27 protein-coding genes are annotated in these 26,300 nt (G+C 40.6%); 15 read left to right on the top strand and 12 right to left on the bottom strand.

Annotated elements, in window-relative coordinates; genetic code table 11:
- Positions 1-2: 2 nt before the first annotated feature.
- Complete coding sequence (locus tag OFO00_RS00825) at positions 3-158, top strand: hypothetical protein (protein ID WP_270859037.1); 156 nt, start codon at positions 3-5, stop codon at positions 156-158.
- Positions 159-183: 25 nt separating this feature from the next.
- Here OFO00_RS00825 and OFO00_RS00820 read toward each other — a convergent pair whose 3' ends face one another.
- From OFO00_RS00820 to OFO00_RS00780, 9 genes are read right to left on the bottom strand one after another with little or no spacing between them, the layout of a single operon-like run.
- On the bottom strand, positions 184-945 hold the full coding sequence (locus OFO00_RS00820) for a TIGR02757 family protein (RefSeq protein ID WP_270864503.1): 762 nt from the start codon (positions 943-945) through the stop codon (positions 184-186).
- A gap of 28 nt (positions 946-973) precedes the next feature.
- Entirely contained in the window at positions 974-1,549 is a 576-nt protein-coding gene (gene rsmD, locus OFO00_RS00815; RefSeq protein WP_270864502.1) for a 16S rRNA (guanine(966)-N(2))-methyltransferase RsmD, read from the bottom strand.
- Positions 1,536-1,892, bottom strand: coding sequence for a hypothetical protein (locus tag OFO00_RS00810; RefSeq protein WP_270864501.1), 357 nt, complete (start codon positions 1,890-1,892; stop codon positions 1,536-1,538). Before OFO00_RS00810 ends, rsmD begins: the two co-directional genes overlap by 14 nt.
- Positions 1,892-2,848, bottom strand: a complete 957-nt coding sequence (locus OFO00_RS00805; RefSeq protein ID WP_270864500.1) for an SAM-dependent methyltransferase — start codon at positions 2,846-2,848, stop codon at positions 1,892-1,894. Before OFO00_RS00805 ends, OFO00_RS00810 begins: the two co-directional genes overlap by 1 nt.
- Positions 2,845-4,011, bottom strand: a complete 1,167-nt coding sequence (locus OFO00_RS00800) for an aspartate aminotransferase family protein (RefSeq protein ID WP_270864499.1) — start codon at positions 4,009-4,011, stop codon at positions 2,845-2,847. The genes OFO00_RS00805 and OFO00_RS00800 overlap by 4 nt, the downstream gene beginning before the upstream one ends.
- The gene (locus OFO00_RS00795; RefSeq protein WP_270859031.1) at positions 4,008-4,631 is read right to left on the bottom strand and encodes a trimeric intracellular cation channel family protein; all 624 of its coding nucleotides are present in this window, start codon (positions 4,629-4,631) and stop codon (positions 4,008-4,010) included. The genes OFO00_RS00800 and OFO00_RS00795 overlap by 4 nt, the downstream gene beginning before the upstream one ends.
- Before the next feature lie 49 nt (positions 4,632-4,680).
- On the bottom strand, positions 4,681-5,271 hold the full coding sequence (locus OFO00_RS00790; RefSeq protein ID WP_270859030.1) for an NUDIX domain-containing protein: 591 nt from the start codon (positions 5,269-5,271) through the stop codon (positions 4,681-4,683).
- Positions 5,256-6,638, bottom strand: a complete 1,383-nt coding sequence (gene mgtE, locus OFO00_RS00785; RefSeq protein WP_270864498.1) for a magnesium transporter — start codon at positions 6,636-6,638, stop codon at positions 5,256-5,258. The genes OFO00_RS00790 and mgtE overlap by 16 nt, the downstream gene beginning before the upstream one ends.
- Positions 6,639-6,646: 8 nt before the next feature.
- Entirely contained in the window at positions 6,647-7,816 is a 1,170-nt protein-coding gene (locus OFO00_RS00780) for a peptidoglycan DD-metalloendopeptidase family protein (RefSeq protein ID WP_270864497.1), read from the bottom strand.
- Between the two features lie 129 nt (positions 7,817-7,945).
- Between OFO00_RS00780 and OFO00_RS00775 the strand changes: the two genes are divergently transcribed.
- The 3 genes from OFO00_RS00775 to OFO00_RS00765 all read left to right on the top strand — a co-directional run bounded on the left by OFO00_RS00775 (position 7,946) and on the right by OFO00_RS00765 (position 10,791).
- Positions 7,946-8,671 carry a plasminogen-binding N-terminal domain-containing protein gene (locus tag OFO00_RS00775; RefSeq protein ID WP_270864496.1) on the top strand — a complete coding sequence of 242 codons (726 nt, stop codon included), beginning with the start codon at positions 7,946-7,948 and terminating at the stop codon, positions 8,669-8,671.
- Positions 8,664-10,043, top strand: a complete 1,380-nt coding sequence (locus tag OFO00_RS00770; protein ID WP_270864635.1) for an FAD-linked oxidase C-terminal domain-containing protein — start codon at positions 8,664-8,666, stop codon at positions 10,041-10,043. The genes OFO00_RS00775 and OFO00_RS00770 overlap by 8 nt, the downstream gene beginning before the upstream one ends.
- Positions 10,044-10,155: 112 nt before the next feature.
- On the top strand, positions 10,156-10,791 hold the full coding sequence (locus OFO00_RS00765) for a hypothetical protein (protein WP_270864495.1): 636 nt from the start codon (positions 10,156-10,158) through the stop codon (positions 10,789-10,791).
- A gap of 532 nt (positions 10,792-11,323) precedes the next feature.
- On the opposite strand, the gene truD is transcribed toward OFO00_RS00765, so the two are convergent.
- On the bottom strand, positions 11,324-12,424 hold the full coding sequence (gene truD, locus OFO00_RS00760) for a tRNA pseudouridine(13) synthase TruD (protein ID WP_270864494.1): 1,101 nt from the start codon (positions 12,422-12,424) through the stop codon (positions 11,324-11,326).
- 111 nt (positions 12,425-12,535) lie between these two features.
- Between truD and OFO00_RS00755 the strand changes: the two genes are divergently transcribed.
- Both OFO00_RS00755 and OFO00_RS00750 read left to right on the top strand, forming a co-directional pair.
- The gene (locus OFO00_RS00755; RefSeq protein ID WP_270864493.1) at positions 12,536-13,576 is read left to right on the top strand and encodes an HdrB C-terminal domain-containing protein; all 1,041 of its coding nucleotides are present in this window, start codon (positions 12,536-12,538) and stop codon (positions 13,574-13,576) included.
- A 69-nt stretch (positions 13,577-13,645) separates the two neighbouring features.
- Entirely contained in the window at positions 13,646-13,987 is a 342-nt protein-coding gene (locus tag OFO00_RS00750) for an LPXTG cell wall anchor domain-containing protein (RefSeq protein ID WP_270864492.1), read from the top strand.
- Between the two features lie 33 nt (positions 13,988-14,020).
- Here OFO00_RS00750 and OFO00_RS00745 read toward each other — a convergent pair whose 3' ends face one another.
- Complete coding sequence (locus OFO00_RS00745; RefSeq protein WP_270864491.1) at positions 14,021-16,597, bottom strand: ATP-dependent Clp protease ATP-binding subunit; 2,577 nt, start codon at positions 16,595-16,597, stop codon at positions 14,021-14,023.
- Between the two features lie 184 nt (positions 16,598-16,781).
- On the opposite strand from OFO00_RS00745, the gene OFO00_RS00740 reads away from it, so the two are divergent.
- The 9 genes from OFO00_RS00740 (at position 16,782) to OFO00_RS00700 (ending at position 24,134) form a co-directional block, all read left to right on the top strand.
- Entirely contained in the window at positions 16,782-18,128 is a 1,347-nt protein-coding gene (locus OFO00_RS00740) for a S41 family peptidase (protein WP_442867901.1), read from the top strand.
- Between the two features lies 1 nt (position 18,129).
- Positions 18,130-18,846 (top strand): phosphoribosylaminoimidazolesuccinocarboxamide synthase, encoded by a 717-nt coding sequence (gene purC, locus OFO00_RS00735; protein ID WP_270859019.1) that lies wholly within the window; start codon positions 18,130-18,132, stop codon positions 18,844-18,846.
- Between the two features lie 3 nt (positions 18,847-18,849).
- A complete protein-coding gene (purS, locus tag OFO00_RS00730) occupies positions 18,850-19,086 on the top strand; it encodes a phosphoribosylformylglycinamidine synthase subunit PurS (protein WP_270859018.1) in 237 nt (78 codons plus the stop codon).
- Positions 19,083-19,748: a phosphoribosylformylglycinamidine synthase I gene (gene purQ / locus OFO00_RS00725; RefSeq protein WP_270864490.1), complete on the top strand. Its 666-nt coding sequence runs from the start codon at positions 19,083-19,085 to the stop codon at positions 19,746-19,748. The genes purS and purQ overlap by 4 nt, the downstream gene beginning before the upstream one ends.
- The gene (locus OFO00_RS00720) at positions 19,742-21,034 is read left to right on the top strand and encodes a hypothetical protein (RefSeq protein ID WP_270864489.1); all 1,293 of its coding nucleotides are present in this window, start codon (positions 19,742-19,744) and stop codon (positions 21,032-21,034) included. Before purQ ends, OFO00_RS00720 begins: the two co-directional genes overlap by 7 nt.
- Positions 21,021-21,788, top strand: coding sequence for a lysophospholipid acyltransferase family protein (locus tag OFO00_RS00715; protein ID WP_270864488.1), 768 nt, complete (start codon positions 21,021-21,023; stop codon positions 21,786-21,788). The genes OFO00_RS00720 and OFO00_RS00715 overlap by 14 nt, the downstream gene beginning before the upstream one ends.
- A gap of 23 nt (positions 21,789-21,811) precedes the next feature.
- Positions 21,812-22,885: a CapA family protein gene (locus OFO00_RS00710; protein WP_270864487.1), complete on the top strand. Its 1,074-nt coding sequence runs from the start codon at positions 21,812-21,814 to the stop codon at positions 22,883-22,885.
- A 21-nt stretch (positions 22,886-22,906) separates the two neighbouring features.
- A complete protein-coding gene (locus tag OFO00_RS00705) occupies positions 22,907-23,668 on the top strand; it encodes a TSUP family transporter (RefSeq protein ID WP_270864486.1) in 762 nt (253 codons plus the stop codon).
- Positions 23,669-23,759: 91 nt separating this feature from the next.
- Positions 23,760-24,134 (top strand): RidA family protein, encoded by a 375-nt coding sequence (locus OFO00_RS00700; protein ID WP_270864485.1) that lies wholly within the window; start codon positions 23,760-23,762, stop codon positions 24,132-24,134.
- A gap of 77 nt (positions 24,135-24,211) precedes the next feature.
- Here the strand turns inward: OFO00_RS00700 and OFO00_RS00695 are convergent, their stop codons facing one another.
- Entirely contained in the window at positions 24,212-26,296 is a 2,085-nt protein-coding gene (locus tag OFO00_RS00695; RefSeq protein WP_270864484.1) for a pentapeptide repeat-containing protein, read from the bottom strand.
- Positions 26,297-26,300 lie beyond the last annotated feature (4 nt).

The raw sequence follows: 26,300 nt of genomic DNA, 5'->3' as shown, positions 1-26,300 counted from the left end.
AAATGACGCTAGAAGAGTTAAATGATACAATCGCTAGAATTTTGCTAGAAAGCCCCGAGCTTAGGGGTTGTGAAGTGGAAGTCGTGGGCGAGAAAAAACACGAAATTTTCGCAATCTATGTCGATGAAAACGCCAGAAAAATAGTCGTAGAAATCTAAATTTAGCCCAAAAATGGGCTAAATTTCACTTCAAATTTTTTATTAATTCCTCAATTTCTCTGCTTTGTCCTAGTCTATACAGCGCAAAATCGTATTTTATCGGATCGTGCGGGTCGAACTCACGCAGTTTCGCGCTAAGAGCGCTAACAGCGCGAAAGTCATAAACCTTTCTATCAATCAAACCCAAGGCTAGCGAGACCTTGTGTGTGTGAGTATCGAGCGGTATGAGTAGTTTGGCCGGGCTTATGCGCGAAAACAGCCCCAAATCTATATCGCTTTTGCGCACCATCCAGCGCAAAAACAGATTGTAGCGTTTATACGGCGAGGTAGGTTTGGCGGTGAAATTTTTGCCGAAGAAAAACTCATATCCAGCCGAGCGATACTCTGAAAGCTCGTAAATTTGGGCTATGAGCGCATTTATGCCGTTTATGATTTCGCCATTTTTCATACCATTTAAAATGATTTTTTCTATATCGCACTCGCAAAGCCTGCGAAGCGCGAGAAAAATCTCTGCTACATCGCGCTCGCTTTGAAAGCGGTATTTTTTGCCTTGTAAAGCTGATTTTATCGTCTTTTCATCGCTTCCAAGCAAATCAAAATTTAGCGAATTTAAAAATTTGATTATCTGCCCTGCGTTGCCATAGGCAAAAAGTGCGCAAATTAGCGCGATTATGGGCGCGTGCGGGGTGTGGGCGAGAGGTTTTAGCACTTGCAGTGGATCTGGGGCGCTAAAAAGATTTTCATCAGTATTACTACGCGCCGAATAATACTCCAAAAGTGCCTTCATTTCGGCACCGCTAAGGTTTTTTGAAATTTTATTTTGCATAGTAAGATAGTGTCGTGGCGCCAAATTTTTTGGATTTTAAAAGGCTAAATTTGGCGATATTTGCCTCAAATTTCACCTCACTTGCGTGCTCGATTATCACAAATTTCACCCTCTCACACTCGCAAATTTCGCAGATTAAGCCCACTACGCGCTCGTAAATTCCAGCAAAACCATCTCTGATATCAAATGGCGGATCAAGGTAGATGAAAATTTTTTCGTTGTCTAAATTCGCCAAAATTTGTGGTAAAAGCGCGAAACAATCGCCATTTAGGGCGTTTTTTTCCACGCCAAAAAGGGCGAAGTTGCGCCTTGTGATTTCGTAAGCTTTGCGGTCTTTTTCGATAGCGAAAACCTCTTTTGCGCCGTTGCTAAGGGCTTCGAGCGCCATGCCGCCGCTTCCGCCAAAGCCCTCGATGAAGCAACTGCCCTCTAATTCATACCTAAATGAGTCAAAAAACGAGCCCTTTACGATTGATTTCGTGCTGCGCGTAGTGCCTAGGCTTGGGAGTTCCAAGCTTTTTCCTTTGTAAATTCCGCTTGAAATTTTGCCTCTAAATTTCGCCACTTTGTTTCCTTAAAATTTCTAAAATTCGCGCTTTAAATTCATCAAATACTGCGCCGATTTGCGCTTCTAAATACAAATTTTGCGAAAACTCAAATTTATTATAGCTAGCTTGCACGATCTCGCTTGCGCTAAAATTTTTAAGCGCCAAAACAAGCTGTTCTTTTGAAAACGGCAGTTCTAAATCGCCGTTTTTGGCGATGATAAAGAGCGGTTTGGCACTTGCTCTGGCAGTGTCTGTCACGACAAAATCGGCCTCGCCTAAATTTCGCACGGCAAAATTTGCCAAAAACATTTCGAGGCTTTTTTGCATAATCTCGCATTCGCAATCGATAAAAACTCTCATTAAAATCCTTTTAAAAACTCGATAAATTTGAACTTTTCGCCAAATTCGTGGCGCAGGTGATTAAACTGGGCTAGGGCGTTTTGATAGCCGTTTTGACCCAAATTTTGCGCAAATTGCTCCAAAATTTGTGTCGCGCCAAATTCGATTAAGGCTTTTTCAAAACTCATAAATCTGCCAATTTTCGCGCCAGTATTCTCAAAAGCTCGCGATAAAATTTCAAAATCTACATTGTAAGTAATGTCGCTTACCCCGTAAAATTCGGCCAAATTTTGAATTTCAAAAAAATTATAGACTTGGTGATTTTTGTAAATTCTAAGCGAAATTTCCCCGCTCGCACCCATTTCGCCATAATCAAATGCCAAAAAGGCGAATTTTTGCGCATTAATGCTACTAGCAAATTCCTCGTATCCAAGCGGAATTTCTGCGTCCCTAGCGCTAAATTTTAAAATTTTATTATCGCAAATTTCGCGCCAAATTTGTTTAAAATCCTCGATATAAAGCATTTTGCCATCTTTTACGACCTCGCATTTGAAGGTGTCAAAAAGCTCGTTTGCGATAAAAATCGCCTCGCTAAATTTCACCTCTTTTAGCGAAGAAAGGTGTTTTAGCGTGATTTCATTGCCAAATTTTTTAGCGAAATTTTCGCTTTGGATTTGGCGCAACCTCTGGTGTGGCTCGATGATGACAAACTCAAATTTCGCCAAAGAATTTGGGTCGAAAGTAAAAAGCGCTTGCGCTATATCAGCGAGCAAAAATCCCTCGTTCGCGCCGATTTCGACGAGTGAAATTTTGCCAGCAAAATTCGCACTAAGGCGCAAAATTTCGCGCCCCAAGCAAATCCCAAAAAAGCTTCCCACGCTAACAGCGGTGTAAAAATCGCCCTCTTTGCCGATTTTAACGCCATTTGCGTAGTAGCCTTCATTTAGCCACGCCTCGAAAAAATCGCTAAATTTCAATCTTGAAGCTCTTCAAGAGTCTTGCGCAAAATTTCAAATCCTGCTTTTATCTCTTTTTTCTTTATGTTTAATGGCGGTAAAAATCTTAGCGTTTTGCTACCTGATTTTAGCACCAAAAGTCCGTTTCTTAGGCACTCGGCAAAGAGTATGCTTAGATATGTGCTATCCTTTAAAACCAAGCCTTGCATTAGTCCAAGTCCTGTGCGAGATTCGAAGAAATTTGGGAAATCTTTTAGAATTTTGTCTAAATTTTCCTCAAATTCAGCGATAGTTTTTTTAAGCTCGCCACTTTCGTAGAGGTATTCTAGCTCGCGCAAAACGGCGTTTGCGGTCGATGTGGCTAGGTGGTTGCCGCCAAATGTGCTTCCGTGCTCGCCAGGTGCAAAGATATTTTCCCTAGCCACGCACGCACCGATTGGCACGCCACCTGCTAGCCCTTTGGCAAAGGTGATAATGTCAGGCTCTATGCCATAGAGCTTGCTTGCGACAAACTCGCCCGAGCGATAGACGCCACATTGGACCTCGTCGGTGATTAGAAGTAGGTTTTTTTCTTTCAAAACTTTGGCTAGCTTTTGGACTGATTTTTTATCCAGCGGGCAAATTCCGCCCTCGCCCTGGATTAGTTCTATCATCACAGCGACCGTTTTATCGCTGATATTTGCGATGATTTCATCAATTCCGTCGTAAAATTTAAATCCCTCAATGTATGGAGCGAAAATTTCAGGGTGAAATTTATCCTGTCCTGTGGCACTCAAAGTAGCCATTGTGCGTCCGTGGAAGGAATTTTTGAGGGTCAAAATTTCATATTTTTTGCTCTCAAATTTAGTCGCGCCGTATTTGCGCGCCATTTTTATGGCTGCTTCGTTCGCCTCTGCCCCAGAGTTGCAAAACACAGCGTATGTTTGATAGCCCAAAAGATTGCTGATTTTTTTGGCCAGCACCTCTTGTGGCAGGACTCTATAAATGTTCGAACTATGGATTATCATCGCGCTTTGCGTGTTTATGGCCTCTATCACCACAGGGCTTGCATGCCCTAGGCTACACACCCCGATACCTGCGGCAAAATCAATGTATTTCTCGCCGTTGCTATCCCATAGCTTCGCGCCTTTACCCCTAGTAAAAGCGACATCGACCCTAGAAAAATTACTCATTAAATACTTCATTTGTTATACTCCACTTTTGGCAAATGCCAACCCCTATAATACGCAAACATTCTAACCACAATCCCAGCGAAAAATAGTGCCAAAATCGTGTAGATATTCGCCAAGTCAAGCCAGTCTAAAATAAAATAAACTAGCCCGACACCCATACTTATCGTCCCATAAAGCCCCGTGCGCAAAAACCACGGCACCTCGTTTAATAGCACATCGCGCAAAATTCCGCCCCCAACGCCATTAAAAAAGGCGATAAGTATCGCCCCAAAAACATTTAATCCATACTCGATCGAAACCATAGCCCCGACAATCGAGAAGCAAATCACATCGATTGCGTCGGAGAAAATAAATATAAATCTGCCTTGCAGTTTTTTGGTCTGGGCTGCGAAAATATGCGAGGCGATAAGCACCGCAATGACGATGATTACTGGCATATAGTGCGTGAAGGAATACAGCGGTCTGCCCACCGTGATATCGCGCACAATCCCGCCACCAAGGGCGGTCAAAAACGCAGCCAAAAAAATCCCCAGCCAGTCGCAGTCCCTTTTAACCGCGAATAAAAACCCGCTCAAAGAGGCTGAGGCAATGCCGATGTATTCGATATATAAAATGATATTATGCTGTGTCATCGGCGTGGGTAAATTCTAAAATTTAGTGAAATTTGGGCTAAAATTTGCATTAAATTTCGCCCTTGTTTTGGAAAAACCACAAAAACGCCGCCACTAACCCAGAGGCTCGCACGATTTTTTCATCATACATAAATTTTTTAGCTTCATCTAGTGGCAAAAAATACAGCTCGATATTCTCGCCATCGACCCCGCCACCTGCGCCTTTTTTCATACTCTCATCAATCTCGCCGTAAAATAAAATTTGGCGATTTGCGCCAAAACCAAGCGCGCTGTAAAAACTCGTGATAAACTCTAAATTTTTAAGTTCATATCCAGTTTCTTCGTAAATTTCCTCGATTGCGGTTTGTTCCTCGCTAATACCTTTGTCTAAAATCCCAGCACACAGCTCGTAGGTAAAGCCCTTTTCATCGCAGTTTATCAAATTTTCGTCTTGGTAAAACCACACGCTTGGGCGAAACTGCTTAACGAGCAAAAACGCCTTTTTTTCGCTGTGATAGAGCAGTATTGAGACGCTATCATGCACCTTGACGCAGTCCCACGCTCGCGCCTCGCCGTTTAATTCAAAATTTAGCCTAAATGGCTTAATAAAATTCGAGTGTTCGAGTTTTGAAATTTTAAAATTTTTTATATCAATATCCATGTTGCAAGTCCTAAAAAGCTAAAAAATCCCACTATATCAGTAACTGTGGTCAGCAAAACCGAGCTTCCCACAGCTGGGTCAATTCCAAAACGGCGCAAGGCAATTGGAATAATCGCGCCAAAAAATCCAGCCAAGGTCAAATTTATCACCATTGACATCGCAATCACGACGCCAAGAAGCTTCATACCAAACCATACCCACGCCACAATTCCCATTGCTACGGCAAAAATCGAGCCATTTACTAGCGAAATGGTAACTTCGCGCGTGATTACCGAGCGGATATCGCGCGCCTCGATTTCGCCGAGGGCTAGGCGACGAACCGTAACGGTGAGAGCCTGTGTGCCTGTGTTTCCGCCCATGGAGGCCACGATTGGCATAAGCACGGCAAGGGCGACGAGCTGCTCGATTGTAGCGTCAAAAAGTCCGATGATAATCGAGCTAATAATCGCCGTGCATAAATTCACGCCCAGCCACGATGCACGCGCCTTTCCAGCTGAAAATGCAGTATCTTCCTCCTCAGCCTCATCATTGACACCGGCAAGGTTGTAAATTTGCTCTGTGGCGCGCTCTTGAATCAAATCATGCACATCATCGGCTGTGATTCGTCCAATCAGCACGCCGTTTGCGTCCAAAACAGGGATTACATTTAGGTCAAATTCCTCGAAGTCTTTGATGACATCTTCGATTTTATCGGTATCGGTGGCGAAATGCACCTTTGCGTCTGCGTTAAATTTCTGCGAAATTTCTTTTAGCGTGAGCGAAAAATCGTATAAAATCAAATCCGAGGTCGAAAACGCGCTTAGCATGTGGCCCTTATCATCTAAAACAAAGAGCTGAAAGACATTTTCGATATCGCCGTTTTGGCGCATTACCCTTAGCATATCGACAGCTTCGCCTAGGGTTTGGTTTTCGCGTGCGCTAAAAACCTCGGTTTGCATATACGCGCCAGCTTCGTCATCGTCGTATTTGTTAATCGTCAAAATATCGTGGCGATCGTCCTCATCGAGCCCGTAAAAAAGCTCCTTTGCCTTATCCTCGTCGATTTCTTCGATACTTTGGAGTAGTTCGGCTTGATCATCACTTTCTAGCTCCTCGATAGCTTCGACGATTTTCTCGCTAGGAAGGGTTTCGATGATGTCTTCGAGCATGTGATCTGGCATTTCAAGCGCAGCGTCAGCGAGGTCCTCGGGGTCGAGTTTTTCTAGGAATTCGACATATTTTTCCTCGTCGTGTTTTTTAAGCGCCTTTAAGTGATCTGCAAGGTCCGCTGGGCTTAGCTCTTCTTCTATCGTATCGCCGATATGCGCCTCTAAAAGAGCCTCAGCCTCTTCGTAATCTGTCAAAAATTCTTTATCTTTTGCTTCCATTTTTGCCTCTAATTTATGCTGACTAAATTTTCATAAGGTTCAAATTTCGCTGGGTTTTTCGAGCCGTCTTTAACCGCGTCAAATTTAGCGTTCATATCCTTTACCAACGCCTTAAATTTGCGCTCTTCCTCGCTTACGAAATTTGATTTTGTGATTTTTATGGTTTTTAGGGGATCGACTGGCTGGTTGTTGCGATACAGACCCAAATGCAAATGCGGTCCCGAGCTTAGGCCTGTGGAGCCCACATAGGCGATTAATTGACCCTGTTTTACGCTCATACCAACTTTTAGCCCTTTGGCAAATCCGCTTAAATGCGCATACAGCGTAACTAAACCTCCGCCGTGGTTGATTTCGACGGTGTTTCCATAGCCGTTTTTGCGCCCTACGAAGGTTACTTTGCCATTACCTGCGGCATTTACTTTTGTCCCTTTTGGCGCAGCATAATCCACGCCTAGGTGCGCGCGGTATCGTTTAAGCACCGGGTGGAAGCGTTTAGGCGTGAAACGAGATGAAATTCTAGTATAAACAAGAGGCGTGGTAAGCACGAAATGCTCGACCTTTTTGCCGGTTTCGTTGTAGTATTTGTCATCGAAATAATAAAGCGATTTTGGCTTTTTGGCTTCTTCGATTGTGCCGGCTAGGATTTTAACCCCGCCAAATGGGCGTCCAAGGCGAGTTTTTTGCTCGTATAAAATCGTAAGGCGATCGCCTTTTTGCAGTTTTTTGAAATTTACCTCGTTTTTAAAAACGCTCGAAAATTCGTTTGCTAGCGCGATACTTCCAGTAGCCTTTAAGATATCATTTGAGGGAGATGAAGTAATCTCAATGCTAAGAGCGTAAGAGTGCTGCTCATAAACAATCGGCGTGTAGATAAATTTGTAAATTCCCTTTTTGTCGCGGTAAATTTGGATTTGAAGTTCGTCGTTTATGGGGATTAGGACTTGGACGATTTTGCCAAGCGGGTCTTTTAGCATCATGCACTCGACATCTGCGCGCACTTCGGCGGCTAATTCTTGGTCCTCTTTGTCTAAATCATAATATGTCGAGAGCGGAATAGAGAAATTTTCCATAAATTGTAGCAAGCTCACGCCTGAGGGCCATTTAAATTTTTCCACACTCGAAGAACTGGCAAAAGAAAGGCTAAAAAGTAAAAAAATCAGTGCAAAAATTCTCATCATAAACCGCTTTAAAATTGAAATTAAAACCTCAATTCTAGCCAAATTTGGTTTATATTTGGCAAATATCCCTTGCCGTTTGTTGTAAATTCTTATGTATAATTGGCGAAAATTTTATTTTAGGAGTTAAATTTGAAACGAATTTTACTTGCTTTGGGGCTATTTTTATCATCTGTTTTTGGGGCTGAGTTTTACATGCCACCTTATGAAACGCTGATTTTTGATGTGCAAAATGGCGAAGCCGTAATCGCTGATAATCCCGCTATCATGGTAGGAAGCGCTGGGATTGTAATGCATGATTTCGGCAACGGCGAAAACGCTATCATCGCGCGCGCAGTAGTTAGCGAAAAATCCGGCACAAAGGCAAAAATCAGATTTGAAGTCTTTGGTATGTTGGAGCAAAAAGCCCTGCCACTACCAAAAATTTTGCCAGCTAATGGCGATAAGGTGATTTTAAACTACCTTTATGACCGCGCCCTAATCGTGGCTCCAAATGCCGAAATTTACGCACAAATCGTGCAGGCTTTCCCAAATATCGAGTTTATTCACCCTGACCTTGGCGGAGCGTATTTAAGGCTAAATTCTAAACCAAACCCAAGCCGTGATGATTTCCGCAAAATTTGTGCGAAAAACAGCACTGGGCTAATTTTTATCGCAATGAACGAAAAGAGCGTATTTGCAGACTGCGGCAGTTTCAAACCACTTCGCACTTATGAAAGTGGCAAGGTCGCATACTATACACTTCCATTTTATTCACGCGTAGGGGATATCAAAACCGTGTTTTGGGATTTCACAAATGGTCCTATTAGCGACTATGACAGACACTACTCATATCTTTTGGGCTTAGATGATGAATAATTCTGATATAGAATTTTTCACAAATTTGCTAGGCGAAGAAAACGCATATTTCGACGAAGCGCATAAAATCGCCTACTGCTACGACGCGACTAGAAGGCGCTTTAAGCCAGACGCTGTGCTTTTCCCGCGAGATGAGAGCGATGTGAGCGAGATTTTAAAATACTGCAACGCTCACAATCTGCCAATTATCCCTCGTGGGGCTGGAAGTGGCTTTACGGGCGGTTCTTTGGCGCATGAGGGCGGGATAATTCTAGGCTTTGAAAAGCACATGAATAAAATTTTAGAGATTGATTTGCAAAATTTAGTCGCCGTCGTTCAGCCGGGCGTGATAAACAAAGATTTGCAAAATGCAGTCGCCAAAATGGGGCTATTTTATCCGCCTGATCCTGCGAGTGAAGCATACAGCACGCTTGGTGGCAATGTCGCTGAAAACTCAGGCGGTATGAGAGCGGCGAAATATGGCATTACCAAAGACTATGTCATGGCTCTACGCGCTGTGCTTCCTAGTGGCGAAATCATACGCGCTGGCAAACGCACGATAAAAGATGTCGCTGGGTATAATATCGCTGGAATTTTAATCGCTAGTGAGGGTTCGCTTGCCGTGATTACTGAAATCACGCTAAAACTCATCGCAATGCCAAAATTTAAAAAGACCGCAATGGGAATTTTCCCAAGTGTGAAAAACGCAATGGACGCTGTGTATAAGACAATGGCGAGTGGCGTAACGCCCGTGGCAATGGAGTTTTTGGACAATCTGTGTATAAAGGCTGTCGAGCAGAAATTTCACAAAGGTCTGCCAACTAGCGCTGGGGCGATACTAATCTGCGATGTAGATGGCAATATCGAAGATAGCCTAGAAGCCGATTTGCGCGTGATAAAAGATAGTTTTATGGCAAATGGAGCTAGCGAATTTCGTGTGGCAAAGGACGAGCGCGAGAGTGCGGATATTTGGTTTGCGCGCAGAAACTGCTCGCAATCAATCACCTGCTACGGCTCTTTGAAGTTAAATGAAGATATCACCGTGCCACGCTCGAATTTACCTGCGCTTTTGGATAAAATCGCTGAAATTTCGGCTAAATACGGGCTTGTTACGCCTTGTTTCGGACACACAGGCGATGGCAATGTCCATACAAATGTCATGGCTGATAAAAGCAATGTCGAAGAGGTCAAAAAGGCTCACCTAGCTATCGAGGAAATTTTCGCAGCGACCGTGGAGCTTGGTGGCACGCTAAGTGGGGAGCATGGGATTGGTATTTCGAAGGCTCCGTATATGAAAATGGCGTTTAACGAGGCTGAAATGGAGCTTTTCCGCGCGATTAAAAAGGCCTTTGATCCAAACAATATCCTAAATCCAAACAAAATGGGATTATGAAATTTAGCTCATTTTTATGGGCTAAATTGATTAATAAAATTTTTAAAATCAATAAATTTAATATTTAAATTCAAATTTTATAATTTCTTAAATTTTAAATTTCTGGATTTTTATGAAGGATGTATTATCTGTATTATTTTTTGTATTAATACTTGGGCTTATTATTTGGATTGAAGGGATTAAATTTGTGCTAGTGGTTGGTTTGCCTGGTGCTCTTTATGGTATTTTTGAATTTATTTTTGAAATATATGATATAAATTTTACAAAATTTTTTAAATTAACCACACCTAGATATACTAAAATTTACAGCGATTTTCAAAAATTAACAAGTATGCATGTTTCAGACATCAATAAAGACAATTGTCACAAAGCTATTTTTTATATGTTGAAAGACAAGGAAAAACCAGAAAATATTTTAAAAATCATTGCAAAATTAAGATTAGAGGTTATTTTGGAACAGAAAGGTTATGCTATCCCAATATTAAAAATTGCGAAACAATATGGTCTTATAAATGAAATTTATGACATAAAATTAAGTTATAGAGATACGCTTGCTGTATTATTTTTTTCAAAACATACAATTCCATTGATTATTATGTGTTTAAGTTCAACAATACTTACATATTTCGTTAAAGGTAGCGAAAAGGCATTATGGGTATTTTCTATTTTTGTGGGTTTGTTTGTTTTGGTTATTCCAAGTATTATTATAATAGTAGATAGAATTTTGGAATATAAAGCCAGAATTTAATTTCCTAGCACCGTAGGGTGGGTATCCTTGCCCACCGAATTTTATATTTTTATCAAATTTTATCATTTTTCATCCTTTAAAATTAATTTTTCTATTAATATTTTTGTAACTACATATAATAAAATTGCTATCGTTATATCAATAATTTCTGCTATACCCAAATCTTCTGGTATATTGAAATAATCAATTATTTTGTTTTTCGTTATTTTCATCGTAAAAAATACAAATATAGGGACAATAAGCATAAACACATAAATACTTTTTTTATGTGAAAAACAAGAAATAAACATAAGAACACACAAAAAAACTTATAATGGGTCCGAAGAATATTGCAAAAAAACCAAAAATCTTTTGCTTTATTTCTCCATAATAAATAATATTATCAACCAACCAAAGTAGAAAAACCATACTTACAGAATGTATGATAAATAATATAACGCAAATAAATAATCCTATAAATCCTCTAATAATGGTATTTGAATTTATATTTATCAAGTCAATTCCTTAAATACTGTTTCAAAAAACTCCGAAACTATACAAAATTTTCGAAAATTTCTCTATGCAAAATTTCCTCCAAAATCACCGTCGCATACGAGCCTTTTGGCAGATAAAAGCTAAATCCAAACTGCGCCTTTTCCTCGTCGTAGCTGTGCGAGATATCCTCTATATAGCTCCACGCATAGCGATATGAGCCGTTTGTTTGCGCCAAATACGCCTCAGCCTCGGCGAAAATCTCGCTCTCAAATCCCCTTGCCACGCCACTTGCGCGCAGTTTTTGCGCCCCAGCGATGAGCCCAGCACTCGTGATATCGCGGCGCACAAATCGCTCTACCTCCGCGCCTAAATCCTCGCAGGTAAAAAACGCCCCGTGCGGGAAATGCCCTAAAATCTCGCCCGGAAGTAGCTTGTAAAATTGCGCCTGAGTGGCGATAGATTTGGCAAGGTCTTTGTCAAATCCGTAAATTTTGGCAAACTCGCTCACGCTAAATTCGCTAGCAAATTTTGAAATTTCAACCCTTTTGGCTAGCCAAGCGTTAAATAGCTCGCTTTGATACGCGCTGATTAGGAAGTCGCGCATTTTAGGGTTTTTAATGCGCTTTTCGCCACGCAGTATCGCTAGACCTGCCCTAGCATTGTCGCCAAATTTGCCAAAGCGCTGGAAGCCAAAATAGTTCGCAAACCCCTGCGCGCTGAGTGTTTCAAGAGCTTCGCGCAGTTTTAAAGCGTCAGTTGGCAAAACCTTTTTTAGGCGGATAAAAAAATTATTTCCCTTTAAATGTCCGATTTTTAGCTTGTTTTTGTGGCGATTAAGGCTTAAAATTTTGATTTTTTCGTGCGAAAAACTCTCTAAATTTTGCGCGAATTTGAAAGGAAATGTAACAAACTGGCTAGTTAAGCCCTCTTTGTCTTTAAGCCCTGCATAGCCGAAATCGCGCATCTTAATGCCTAAATGTTCGCTTAAAATTTGCAAGGCTTCCCAGGTGGTAAGGTCCTTTTTTTGCAGATGTATCATCGCGTGCTCGCCATCGCCGCTAGCCTCATACAGCGGGACTTCGCGCACGACGAAATCGTTTGAGTTTTTGCTAAAATGCGCGTTTATGGGCGCGTGGTTTAAGGTATATAAAAATTTCATATTAATTTCACTTTTTGGCTAAAATAAAAGCGATTATTATATAAAATCGCGCCTAAAAATCTAATTATTAGCCAAATTTTAGTAGAATTTCGGGCGCAAAAAGGAGCAGTTATGTTGGAGATCAGGCTTTTTAGATTTGACCCTAAAATCGATGTTTTAAGCTATTTTAAGCCATATATTTTTGAGCGCGAAAATTTCGCTAGCGTGGGCGAGCTTTTAGGCGAGATAAAAGCGGGCGATCCGTATTTTAGCTATGAGGGCGTGAGTTTTGTCAAAATTAATGGCGTAGTCGCAAGCGTGGAGGAGCCATTTGGTGGGATTTTGGCGCGCTTTGGTAGGATTTTATACATCGCGCCACTTAGCCAGAGCGAGGCACGCAAGGATTTGGAGTGTGGATTTGAGAGTTTTTACTCTAAATTTCAGAGTTTTTCTGCTATCGCCTCAGCCGATACTTTCGAGTTTTACAAGGAATTAGCGCCGTATTTTTATAGTTCAAATTTAAGGAAGTTTAGCGAGGTTTTTTTGGGAAACAGCGCCTTTGTTTTTGCGAATTTTCTGCTCGAAAATTTCCCGCAAAAAAGGGGCGAAATTTTAGATTTTATCCGCCCGCAGCTTGTCTATTTTACTCCGTGTAATGCCCTAAATTTGGACTATGATTGCGATTTGATTTATGATAGGCTTTGCGAGCTTTGTTGGATTGACCCAGCGCGCGTGGATAAAATTTATAGCGCACAAAGCCTAGCCGAGATAGACGCAAACACTGCCCCACACCGCTACACGGGCTTTAAAATCGCTGTTTGGGGCGATGAGGGCGCGCGGGATTTGGTGCGCAGATTTGGCGGAGATGTCGTGAGATTTGAGCGCGAAAACGAGGCGTTAAGGGCTGAAATTTACGGCGCCGAAAAGGAGTGCGCGCTAAGGGTGGCTGGGGAAATTCTCTTTGACGCGTTTGATAGCGGAGCTGATTTTTTGCTAGTAAATTCTAAAAGTGCGTTTGGTTTTATCGACGGCAAAAGTGGTGAAATCTGCGCGCTAATGGGGCGCGAGCTAATTGATTTTTACTTGCTTAGCACGGACGAGTTTATCGCCCTTGCTCAGGGCGAAAAACCAAAAACTTTGGCGTCGCATAAACTAAAAGTCGCGTTGGTGTAGAGCGGTTTGTGAATATGAAATTTCAAATGAGAGCTAAGATTTTTTTATTTTTTATAAAAAGAACTCAAAATGATTAATGGAAAAAATTTACTTGCAGTGGTTATGATTATCGCTGGATTTAAAGTGCTTTTTGTTAAACAATTTTGGTCGCAAGGAGCCTTTCACGATTTTTCAAATCCATTATTATACATACCAATAAGTGGATTTTTGATTATTGGTGGGGCAATGTTATTGTTTAGTAAAAAAAGAAAAAATTTAAAAAATAATTTTCATTTTGTAAAACCAAAAAATAAAAAACAACCCAAAAAACCAAAAGGCGAAAAAGTCAAATTTGATAAACCAAAAAATAAGTTAAATTTGAAAAATGTAAAATTTAAAAATCAAAAAGGCAGTATCGATGAAATGGATTAAATTTAAGGCGCAAATTCGCGCCTTAAATTTCACCTATGAAACGACCTTGATCTCGATATCTTCGCCGTTGGCGTCGATTAGGATTGCATTTCCTTCTTTTAGCTCGTCGTTTAAAATCATATCGGCGATCTTATCCTCGACCAAATCATAAAGTGCGCGTCTTAGCGGTCTGGCGCCGTATTCTGCGTCAAATCCAGCCCCAGCAATGAGCTTTTTGGCATTTTCGCTTAGAGTCGCGCTGATACCGCGCTCTTCGAGCAAATGTGCTAGCTCTTTAAACATAATTCCCACGATATCGATGAGATTGTCCTCGCTAAGGGCGTTGAAAATCACAATGTCATCGAGCCTGTTGATAAATTCAGGTCTGAAATAGTTTTTCAGCTCGTCTTTTACGGCATTTTCGCGCTCATTTTCGCCCAGACTCATAATCTTATCCGAGCCGATATTGCTCGTAAGGATTATAATAGTGTTTTTAAAATCCACGACCACGCCCTTGTTATCGGTCGCACGCCCGTCATCGAGTATGCCAAGCAAGATATTAAAGACATCTTTGTGTGCCTTTTCGATTTCGTCGAAAAGTAGCACGCTATATGGGCGGCGGCGCACAGCCTCGCTTAGCTGACCACCCTCATCGTATCCCACATATCCAGGAGGCGCACCAAGCAAGCGTGAGACGCTGTGTTTTTCCATATATTCGCTCATATCAAATCTAATCATCGCTCGCTCATCGTCGAATAAAAATTTCGCTAGCGTCTTTGCACTTTCTGTTTTGCCCACGCCAGTAGGTCCCAAAAACAAAAAGCTTCCAATCGGGCGATTTGCGCTAGCAAGGCCAGCCTTGTTTCGCTTCACAGCGCGCGCTATGGCGTGAAGCGCGGCGTCTTGACCCACGACGCTTTGTTTTAGGTGAGATTCGATATTTAGGTATTTTTCGCGCTCTGATGAGAGCATTTTGCTTACGCTAATTCCTGTCCATTTGCTAAGGATTCCTGCGACCATTTCCTCATCGACGCGGTTTTTTAGCAAAACTCCGCTTTCCTTCATACCCTCCCATTTGGCTTCTAACTCTTTGACTTTGGCGTTTGCGGCTGGGATTTTGCCGTATTCGATCTCGGCAGCCTTGCTTAAATCGCCTTTGCTTCTAGCGTTTGCGGCTTCGATTTTTAGGCTATCTATCGATTTTTTGGCTTCGCTTATGCCGTTAAATACGGCCTTTTCGTTTTCAAATTTGGCCAAAAGCGAATTTTTGGTTTCGTTTAAATTCTCAATCTCTTTGTCGATTTGATTTAGCCTTTTGTCGTTTTTGGCGTCGTTTTCCATTTTTAGGGCTTCTTTTTCGACTTGGAGGGTTAGGATTTCCCTTTTTGCCTTGGCTAGCTCGTAAGGCTCGCTCTCGATTTGCATTTTTAGCTCAGCGGCAGCCTCGTCGATCAAATCGATCGCCTTATCAGGCAAAAATCTATCGCTGATATATCGGTGGCTAAGCTTGGTAGCAGCGACTAACGCGCTATCTGTGATTGTAACATTGTGATGAACCTCTAATCGCTCTTTTATACCACGAAGTATCGCCGTAGCCTCGCTCACGGTCGGTTCAGCCACGATGACAGGCTGGAAACGGCGTTGCAAGGCGGCGTCTTTTTCAAAATATTTGCGGTATTCTTTGAGCGTAGTCGCGCCGATAGTGTGTAGCTCGCCCCTAGCTAGGGCAGGTTTTAGGATATTTGCAGCGTCCATACTGCCTTCACTTGCCCCAGCGCCTACGATAGTGTGAATTTCATCGATGAAAAGTATCACATCGCCAGCTTTTTTGACCTCGTCGATGACGGCTTTTAGGCGGTCTTCAAACTCGCCTCTGTATTTCGCGCCGGCAATAAGCGCGCTCATATCAAGCGCCATTACGCGCTTGTTTTGCAGGCTAAGTGGGACATCTTTTTGCGCGATTAACTGCGCCAAACCCTCGACAATGGCGGTTTTACCCACACCTGGTTCGCCAAGAAGTATTGGGTTGTTTTTTGTTTTGCGGATTAGTATTTGCATCATACGGGTGATGACTTCATCGCGCCCGATAATGGGATCTAACTCGCCATTTATCGCTTTTTGGGTCAAATTTAGCGCAAATTTGCTAAGCGCTTCTAGGGTGTCATCGCCTGTTTTGGTGGTGATATTTTTGCCCGCTCTTAGCATTTCTAGCTCTTTTTTTATCTCGCTAAGATCGGCAAATTTAGCCAAAATTTCTTTTAGCGGAGATTTGTCTAAATTCGCCACTAACCAAGTATCAATAGCGATAAATTTGTCCCCAAGGCTCGTCATTAGGCCTTTTGCGCTCTCTAACGAATTTACCACTTCGCGCGAAATTTTGATATTATCGCGCGTGACATTTGAGCTAGTTGGCAGGGTTTGTAGCGCGCTTTTGATTTCTAATTCTACTGCACTTTTGCTGATGTCAAATTTGTTAAAAATTTGATTTAGCACAGAGGTTGAATCCACGCACAATGCCCACAAAATGTGCAAATTCGCAACCTCGCCATTTTTGGAGTGGATAGCTAGGGAGAGCGAACTTTCGAGTAGTGAGTGCATTTTGTCGGTTAAAATTTCAAGTGTTTCGTTCATAAAAAACTCCTTAAAGTTGATTTTGTCTGTATTATATATATTTAGTCTAATTATGTCAAGGTTTTTTAGTAAATAAATTTAATCTTTCAAATTTTTCACTCTGAATTTTAAAATTTTATCGCTAAAAATGGCTTAAATTTAACTAATATTTAGCGAAATTTTTATAGAATTCCGCCTATTTCAAATTAAGGACAAATTTTTGCAACAAAAACATCTCTTTTTTGGCTTTGGTTTTGTATTTTCACTACTTTTTGGTCTGTTTTTTGTAGGAAATTTGGAGGCGAAAGAGGCAAATTCGACCAAAAAACCTGATAGCGAAAAAACAAGGCTTGAAGCGCTGGCAAAGCTTACTAAAACCCTAGCAATCGTGGAAAATAACTATGTCGAGCAGATGAGCTTTTCGGAGCTTGTGGATAAGACGATTTCTGGTCTTATGGGAAATTTGGACGCCCATTCTAGCTTTATGGATCAAAAAGCTTACAATGATACTAAGGTGCAAACTCAGGGCGAATTCGGCGGTTTGGGCATTCAGGTCGGTATGAAAGATGGCGCACTGACTGTCATTTCGCCGATTGAGGGCACACCAGCGGATAAAAAGGGGCTTAAAGCAAATGATGTGATTTTGCGAATAGACGGAAATACGACACTTGGGATTACAATCGATGAAGCTGTAAGCAAAATGCGTGGCAAACCTAAAACCAAAATCACGCTTACAATCGTTCGCAAAGGCGAGAGTAAGCCCTTTGATGTGGAGATTGTGCGCGATATAATCAAGGTCGAGTCTGCGTATTCGAAAATGATAGATGATGAGAAAATTTTGTATTTGCGCGTAACAAATTTTGACCAGCATGTTACGGCTGATACGGCTAAATTTATAAAAGAACACCCTGAGGCAAAGGGGATAATCCTTGATTTGCGAAATAACCCTGGCGGACTTTTGGAGCAGGCAATCGGGCTTGTGAATTTATTCGTGGATAAGGGCTTAATCGTATCGCAAAAAGGTCGCAACAAATCAGATACCGAGGAGCATAACGCAGATCCTAAGAAAAAGGTAACCGACCTGCCACTCGTCGTGCTAGTAAATGGCGGAAGTGCGAGTGCAAGCGAGATCGTAAGTGGGTCGTTGCAGGATCTAAAACGCGCTGTAATCGTGGGCGAGAATACTTTCGGCAAGGGTAGCGTGCAGGTGATTTTGCCTATCGAAAACAAAGAAGCCTTGCGACTAACAATCGCGCGGTATTACCTTTCTAGTGGTCGCACAATCCAAGCTGTGGGCGTTACACCTGATTTGATTGTAGCAGCTGGCAAGGTGCCTCAAAAGAGCGAAAATGAATTTTCAGTCAAAGAAGCAGACCTTAAAAAACACCTAGAAAGCGAGCTTGCAAAGGTCGAAGAGCCGAAAAAAGAAGAAGAAAAAAAAGAGAAAAAAGATGAGAAAAATTTCATCTCAAAAGAGCAGATTAACGACGATATTCAGCTAAAAACCGCAATTGATGCGATTAAAATTTTAAGACTAAGCAAAGGAGAGTAGCATGGCAAGCAAAAAAGAGCTTATTTACGAGGGCAAAGGCAAAAAAATGTGGTCAGTCGAGGGCAACGATGATTTGCTAATTAGCGAATTTAAAGATTCCCTAACTGCATTTAACGGCGTGAAAAAGGCAGAAGAGGCTGGAAAAGGCGCGCTTAATTGCAAAATTTCAACTCAAATTTTTCATTTATTAGAGAAAAACGGCATCAAAACTGCGCTAGTTGAGACGCTAAACGAAACCGAGCAATTAGTCAAAAAATGCAAAATTTTCCCACTTGAAATCATCGCGCGAAATGTCGCTACTGGCTCACTTACAAAACGCCTTGGTATCAAAGAGGGCACGATTTTGCCATTTACTTTGGTCGAGTTTTGCTACAAAGACGATGATTTGGGCGATCCGATCCTAAACGACGAACACGCCATAATCCTAGGTGCGGTAAAAGATCAAGCCGAGCTTGACGAGCTTAAAGTAATCGCAAAGAAAATAAATGAAATTTTGGTTAAATTTTTCGATGAGAGAAATTTGCGCCTAATCGACTTTAAAATCGAACTTGGCAAAGATAGCAAGGGCGAAATTTTACTAGCTGATGAGATTAGTCCTGATAGCTGCCGTTTTTGGGATAAAGATACAAACCAAAAACTAGACAAAGATGTATTCCGCCAAGGGCTCGGTGATGTAAAAGTCGCTTATGAGGAAGTTTTAAAAAGAATTTTAGGATAAAAAATGAAAGTAATCGTAAATGTAAAATTGAAAAATGGCGTTTTAGATCCGCAAGGCAAGGCCGTCAAACACGCCCTAACTTCGCTTGGTTTTAGCGGTGTAAATTCTGTAAGCGTGGCTAAACAAATCGAGCTTGACATGCAAGGCGAGAACAAAGAGGCGATTTATAAAAATGTAGAGCAAATGTGCGAGGACCTGCTAGCCAACACCGTTATCGAAGATTATGAGATTGTGCTATGAAGGTAGCGGTTATCAATTTCCCGGGCACGAACTGCGAACGCGACACAAAATATGCTTTTGAGCGTCTTGGTTGCGATGTGGATGTGATTTGGCATAAGGATACTACGCTAAATGCCGATTTGGTCGTGCTTCCTGGTGGTTTTAGCCATGGTGATTATCTAAGAACGGCTGCGATTGCGAAATTTAGCCCTATCATGGAGGCTGTGCGCGCTCACGCCAAAAAGGGCGGGTATTTGCTCGGTATTTGCAATGGATTTCAAATGCTTTTGGAGCTCAAACTCTTAGAGGGCGCGATGAACCGCAACATAAATTTGAGCTTTATCTCTAAATACCACTATCTAAAAGTCATTAGTAATGACAATAAATTTCTTGCTTGTTGCAAAAATGGCGAGATTTTAAATATCCCTATCGCGCACGGCGAGGGCAATTACTATGTGGATAGCGAAAATTTGAAAAAAATGTATGATAATGACCAAATTTTGCTTAAATACTGCGACGAAAATGGCAATGATTTAAACCCAAATGGTTCGGTTGATAGCATAGCTGGAATTTGCGATAAAAACAAAAAAATTTTTGGTCTCATGCCACACCCTGAGCGCGCTATCGAGGAAATTCTTGGTGGCACGGACGGCGAAAAAATGCTAAAAGGGCTAGTTTGTTAAGAAGAGTTTTAGCCCTTTTTGGAATTTGCGCACTTGGCCTAGCTGCGCCAGAGGTTAGCATAGATTCGCTTGATGATTTGAGCAAATACGCTCCGAAAAAATCGGAGCAAACTAGCTCTACTGAGGGCGCACAGCGTGATAACTCTCGCGTAATGATGAAATTGAATAAAAACGAGGTTATGAATAAAAACCTTAGCCTTGATGATTTGAAGGCGCTCGCACCGACAAACGAGGTGGATTTGGATATTTCAGATGAGAAAATCTATGAGGATATCAAACCCAAAGAACTCACTCTCAAAGTCGATGGAGCGCCTAAAAAAGCATATTATAATGAAATTTTTAGGATAAATTTCAGCGTGTATTTAGGTCAAAAAGTAACCGTTACGCCAAAGCTAGCAATCGATTGCACGGAGAATTTAATCTGGCTAAACGAGGATAATCTCTCGTGGATACAGGGCGATGAGATGTTTGAAACGACGCTGTATTTTAGCGCAAACGGCGAGGGTGCGAAGATAAATGACATTATTCTAACCTTAGAGCGAAATGGCGAATTTTTCGAAAAAAGCTCGATTAAACCGCGCAATCCTGAGTTTATTAAGCTAGAAAAAAGGGAAAATTTCGTCCATATTTCAGCCGATGATTTGAAGCTGAAAAACTACAAAACCGCCAAATTTGACGATAATTCAAATTTGCTTACCCTAGATTTAAGCGTGCGAAACGGCGCGCTTGCCTCATTTAGCGTGGATAATCCCGCTATTATCAAGCAAGGCGTGGATTCTGTGCGTGGCGGATACGCTAGCCAGAGTGGATATTATTTCGCTGTAATCGATAAAAATGTGAAAAATTTCGATTTTAGCTATTTTAATCTGCAAACGAAAAAATTCGAAAATTTCGGTATCGAGCTAAATCCGCAGGCTGAGGATCTTAGCACGCAAATCGGGCTCAATCCGAAAGAATCAAAATTCGAAGCTTACAAACAAATCGCCATTTACACCCTCGCAGCGGTGCTTTTGGTGATGTTTTTGCTCAGCAAAAATATCACTCCGTTGATTTTTGCGGTGATTATTTTGGCGCTAAATTTGTATTATCAAAACCCTTATGGAAACGGCAAAATCGCCAAAAATACCGCCGTGCATATCCTGCCGATACCGACATCTACGGTGTTTTATGTCACCAAAGAGCCTCAAAAGGTTGAAATTTTGGGCGAAAACAAGGGATTTTATAAAATCATGCTAAGTGGCAGCAAAATCGGCTGGATCAAAAAGGACGAAATTGTCAAGGATTAAGGCGCTTTTTTACTCGTTTTGGTTCGTCGCTACGGTAATGGTCGTAATCGTGCTGATGTGGGCGAAAAACAGCTCGCACCGCACATTTCGCCGTATGTGGGGCAGGTGGCAAAGATACGCCGTGGGTTATGATATCGAAATCATCGGCTCACCAGACCCGCAAGTGGGGCTTTTTATCGCAAATCATCAAAGCATTATGGATATCGTGGTTTTGGAAGAAACGCACCCTGCAAATATCTGCTGGATAGCCAAAAAAGAGATTGGCGAACTGCCGATAATCGGCAAAATTTTAACCCTGCCAAAGATGATTGCCGTCGATCGCAAAAACCCTCGCGAGCTCGTGCGAATCGTGCATGAAGTAGATGATCGCATAAAAAATGGCCGTGCTATCGTGATGTTTCCAGAAGGCACCAGACATCGTGGCACAAAAATGCTCAAATTTCAAAATGGCGCAAAAATGATAGCAAACAAACTAGGCCTTAAAGTCCAGCCTATCGTGCTTATCGGCACTGGGGCGATTGCGGATTCGAAGGAATTTCGCGTGCGAAGCGGACATGTGAAAATCATCTACCTTGACCCCGTCGATACGAGCGATAGCGCATGGCTAGAAAATACCCGCACCAAAATGCAAGCTATCATCGACGAGCATGAAAATTCAGGGCAAAATTCAGGGCAAAATGGCGAAATTTCAGAGCAAAATTCTACGCAAAATTCAGAGCAAAATTTGGCTAGTAATAGTAGCGAGCAGTGTTAAATTTGGCTAAATTTGGGGAAATTTTGAAAATTTTAATTCTGTTTTTTTCATTTTTACTTTTTGGTTGTGCTAGTGAAAACACCCTCTCTCTCATCGCTGTTGGGGACAATCTAATCCACTCCAAGCTAATCGAGGGCGCGCATGATAAAACCGCCAAAAGCCACGATTTTAAGCCGTATTATCGCTTTATCAAAGATGAAATCAAAGACAAAGATATCAAAATCATAAACCAAGAAACAATCCTAATCGAAGATAAAAAAAAGCTCTCTGGCTACCCAAATTTCGGCTCTCCGCTCGAAGTAGGCGAGGCTGTGAGGGACGCTGGGTTTAATCTAATCGCCCATGCTACAAACCACGCGCTCGATAAGGGCGAAGAAGGCATACTAGATAGCGCTAAATTTTGGTCTGGCTTCGAGGATATCGCGTATATCGGCATTTCGCCAGATCAAAATAGCAGTAAAATCGTTAAAATTTTGAAAAAAAACAATGTTAGCGTCGCGTTTTTGAACTACACTTATGGGCTAAACGGCCACATAATGCCAAAAGGCAAAGGGTATTTGGTGGATTTGCTAAGCGACGAGGAAAAAATTTTAAGCGACTTAGAGCTTGCGAAAAAACACGCCGATTTTGTGGTGATTTTGCCACATTGGGGCGTGGAATACACGCACAAACCAACCGCCACGCAGAAAAAGCAGGCGCAGTTTTTGGCAAACTCTGGCGCAGATCTCATCATCGGCACACACCCGCATGTAATCCAGCCATTAGAGCTCATCACCACAGATGATAACAGAAGCGTGCCGTGCTTTTATTCGCTAGGAAACTTCATTTCTAACCAAGACGAGAGCGCGCGCATGCTAGGCGCCATGGCTGATATCGTAATCGAAAAAGAGGGCAACGCAACAAAGATAAAAAGTCTGCGCGCAGTCCCGCTAATCACGCACATTAGCCCATATTCGCACGATTTTTCGGTGCATTTGTTCGCTCGCTACCATGAAATGCTTGCGATGACGCACAGGCTTGGGCGTGTTGGGGACTTTAAAACCGAAAATCTCAAAACGCTTTGGAACAGCGTTTTTCCTGAGTTTGAAATTAAATAAATTTGATTAAAAGGGGAGAGTGTGGAATTTGAAATTTGGCAAATTTTGATTTTAGTTGCCGCGGCGTTTGCTGGTGGATTTATCGACGCGATCGCAGGCGGAGGCGGGCTGATATGCCTGCCAGCACTGCTTGCAGTGGGTATCCCGCCACACCTCGCCCTTGGCACGAACAAGCTTCAAGGCACATTTGGCACATTTTCTGCGGCGCTAAATTTCACGCTCAAAGGGCTAGTCGATCCGCGCAAAATCGCCCTAGCGATAGTCTGCACTCTCATTGGCGCATTTATTGGCACGCGTGTGGTGCTTTTAATCGACGCGAAATTTCTAAACTACATTATCCCGGTTTTGCTTTTAGCACTTTTTATCTACACTGTGCTAAGCCCAAATTTAGGCGAAAGCGAGCGCGTAGCGAAGATGAGCAAAAATTTATTTTATGTTTTGTTTGGTCTGCTTTTGGGATTTTATGACGGATTTTTCGGACCTGGGGCTGGGTCGTTTTGGACTTTTGCGCTAGTTGGCGTGCTAGGACTTCACATGAAAACTGCCGTCGCGCAGACAAAAATTTTAAATTTCGTCTCAAATATCGTATCGCTAGGTGTGTTTATCATCGGCGGACAGGTGCTGTGGATGATAGGTATCATCATGGGTTGCGCGCAGATAATAGGCGGCTGGATGGGGTCGAATTTGGTCGTGAAAAAGGATGTGAAATTCGTGCGCACGATACTACTTTTCGTCGTTGCATGCACGATTTTAAAGCTACTTTATGGATTGATTTTTGGCTAAAATTTGGTAGTTTTATAAAAAAACTTAATTTTATTGGCTCATAAGTTAAAAGTGGCTAGAATTTTTTAATTTTTTTTTGAAAGGATACTGTATGAAGGTAATTTCGACAAAAAAAGCCCCAGGTGCCATTGGGCCGTATTCACAAGCAATCGTTGCAAATGGATTTGTTTTCACTTCTGGTCAGATTGCGCTCACGCCAGAGGGCGAGTTCGCTGGTGGCGATGTGAGGGCGCAAACTACGCAGGTTATGGCTAATTTAAAAGCGATTTTGAAAAAGGCTGGAAGTGACTTTGACCACGCAATTAAAACCACGATTTTTTTGGCTGATATGGGCGATTTCACGGCGGTAAATGAGGTGTATGGCGAGTATTTCAAAGATACCAAACCAGCCCGTTCAACCGTTCAGGTCGCAAAACTCCCAAAAGACGCTCTTGTAGAAATCGAAGTCATCGCAAGCGTGAAATAAATTTATAAATTTTTGTGCTTTGTTTTGCGACGCCAAATTTTTGTCGCGAACAAAGCAGTTTTTTGTTTCAAGTAATTTTAGCTTGGCACGACCGAATTTCGCCTTGCTGTTTTTTGCAGTGAAAACAGACAAAGACCGAGAATTATAGCGTAGATAAAACTGATACATTTTATCGTTTTATCGCGTGAGTTATCGGCGTAAATGGCTTGTTTGAATTTTGCATTTGTGGCGTCGCTATCTTTTAAAATTTCTTTATTTTCAACTATAAATTTTTTGTATTCATTTAGTTCGGAAATACTTAAATTCTCGCTTGAATTTGGATTTTTAGTTGCGTTAAATTCAGGGTTTATTATCGAAGCTAGTTCTATGATTTCGGTTTTGTTTGCTTCTGCAATATTATTTTCTAAATATTTGGTTTTAAATTCTTGCGAATTTAAATTTGCAAAAGGTAATATTGTATTTGGACACCCATAAAGCATAAATAAAAAAATTATGTATGAAATTGCTCTTATTGTAAATATAATAAAATTATGTTTGATAATAAATAACCGATATAGTAAAAATATACTTAGTATGTATAGTAATCCCAATACTATTACTTCTTTATATATTAATAAAGAGCCTGTTGAAGTAATCATTGAACGAATAAAGTTTGTTGCAACAATTAGCGATAATATTAAAAATAATCCAATGCTAGAAATACTAGATAAATTTGATTTTATTATAATGCAAAATATAAATATTATTACAATTGTAAAAATTATATTTACATGCGAAAAGTCTTGTATTTGCGCTACCATATCTTCTATAAACCACATTAATAATCCATAAATAGCAATCATACAGATTGTAAAATTTAGAATTCTAGCAAAATTTGTGTGATGTTCGCTTGTGTTACGATAAATTTTTAGAAGTAGCCAATCTACATAAGGTATAAAATTTATCATTTTGCGTGTTTTGAATTTTGTAAATCTATGTGCTAATTTTGCATAATAAACCCAGTATGCTTTAAAGTATTTATAATTCATCGGTAAAATAGATTTAAAAACAAACCACAAGATATTTTTTATAAAAACTATCAAAAAAGCTGGTAGCATTAAAAAATATACCAAACCAACTATGAAGTAGTATGGAGCTATATTTAGTGCAAAGTTATAACTAAATTTACAAAAATTTGCAATTTTATTATTTGCTTTATGAATGATTTTTTTTACTTTTTGTGCTTGAAAAGCGTAGTTGTTTTTATTAAATTTTGTTTTATCGCTTTCAATCTTGTTTCCCAAATTTGGATTTTCTTTTCCTATTTTATATCCCAACTCTATTTCTTTTGCGTAAAGTTCGAGTTTATGAAAATTTGAAGCTTCTAGGTTATTGTTGGTTTCTATCAGCGAGTGTTTTATAACTCTAAATGAATCTCTAAAATTATTAGCCCATTGTATTTTTGTTTCAAGTTTTTTATAATTTTCAATACTATTTTTTATACTATTAATATCTATTTTTTCTGTATTTAAATTTACAAAATTTGCTTTATTAAAATCTTTAAAAATAACACTTGAAAAATTCATAGGTTTTTCAAATTTAGCACCATAAAAACAAGCTACTGCTTCAAATTCAGCTTCGTGAAAATCAGCATAATCTGAAAATTTAGTATTATTAAAATAGGCGTTTTTTTCAAATTTAGTTGCAGACAAATTTACTCCGTTTTTTACTTCGCAGTTTTGAAAATAAAAAATTTCTGAAAAAGTGCAATGTTTAAATAAAATCGTATCGTTAAATACACAATTGCCAAAAGCTATTGTTTTTTGAAAATTGAAATAATCAAATTTATAGTTTTTAAATTTGCATTTTTGGTAAAGTATATCTAATGTTTCATGTAGTTTAAAAATAAGATTTATCGTTTCTTTATCATCAAAATCTATTGTTTCGAAATTAAAGTTAATAAATTTAATTATAGGTAAATCTTTATATGAGATAATTGTGTTTAAAATTAGCTTTAATTGGGTTATGCCTAATATATATTTTTTATTTTTTTGATGAATTGCTTCTATAAATATTGCATTTGATACCCTTTCGGGTGTGTTGATTTCAATTGTAAAATCATTTATATTTCCTATGATTTTTTTAATTGAATTAATTAAATTTTTTAAATCCAAATCTTCCATTTTC

The organism is Campylobacter sp. VBCF_04 NA7, assembly GCF_027737405.1.
GTDB lineage: Bacteria > Campylobacterota > Campylobacteria > Campylobacterales > Campylobacteraceae > Campylobacter_B.
The sequence above is the reverse complement of the archived record's forward strand: the minus strand, read 5'-3'. Positions and strand labels throughout refer to the sequence as shown.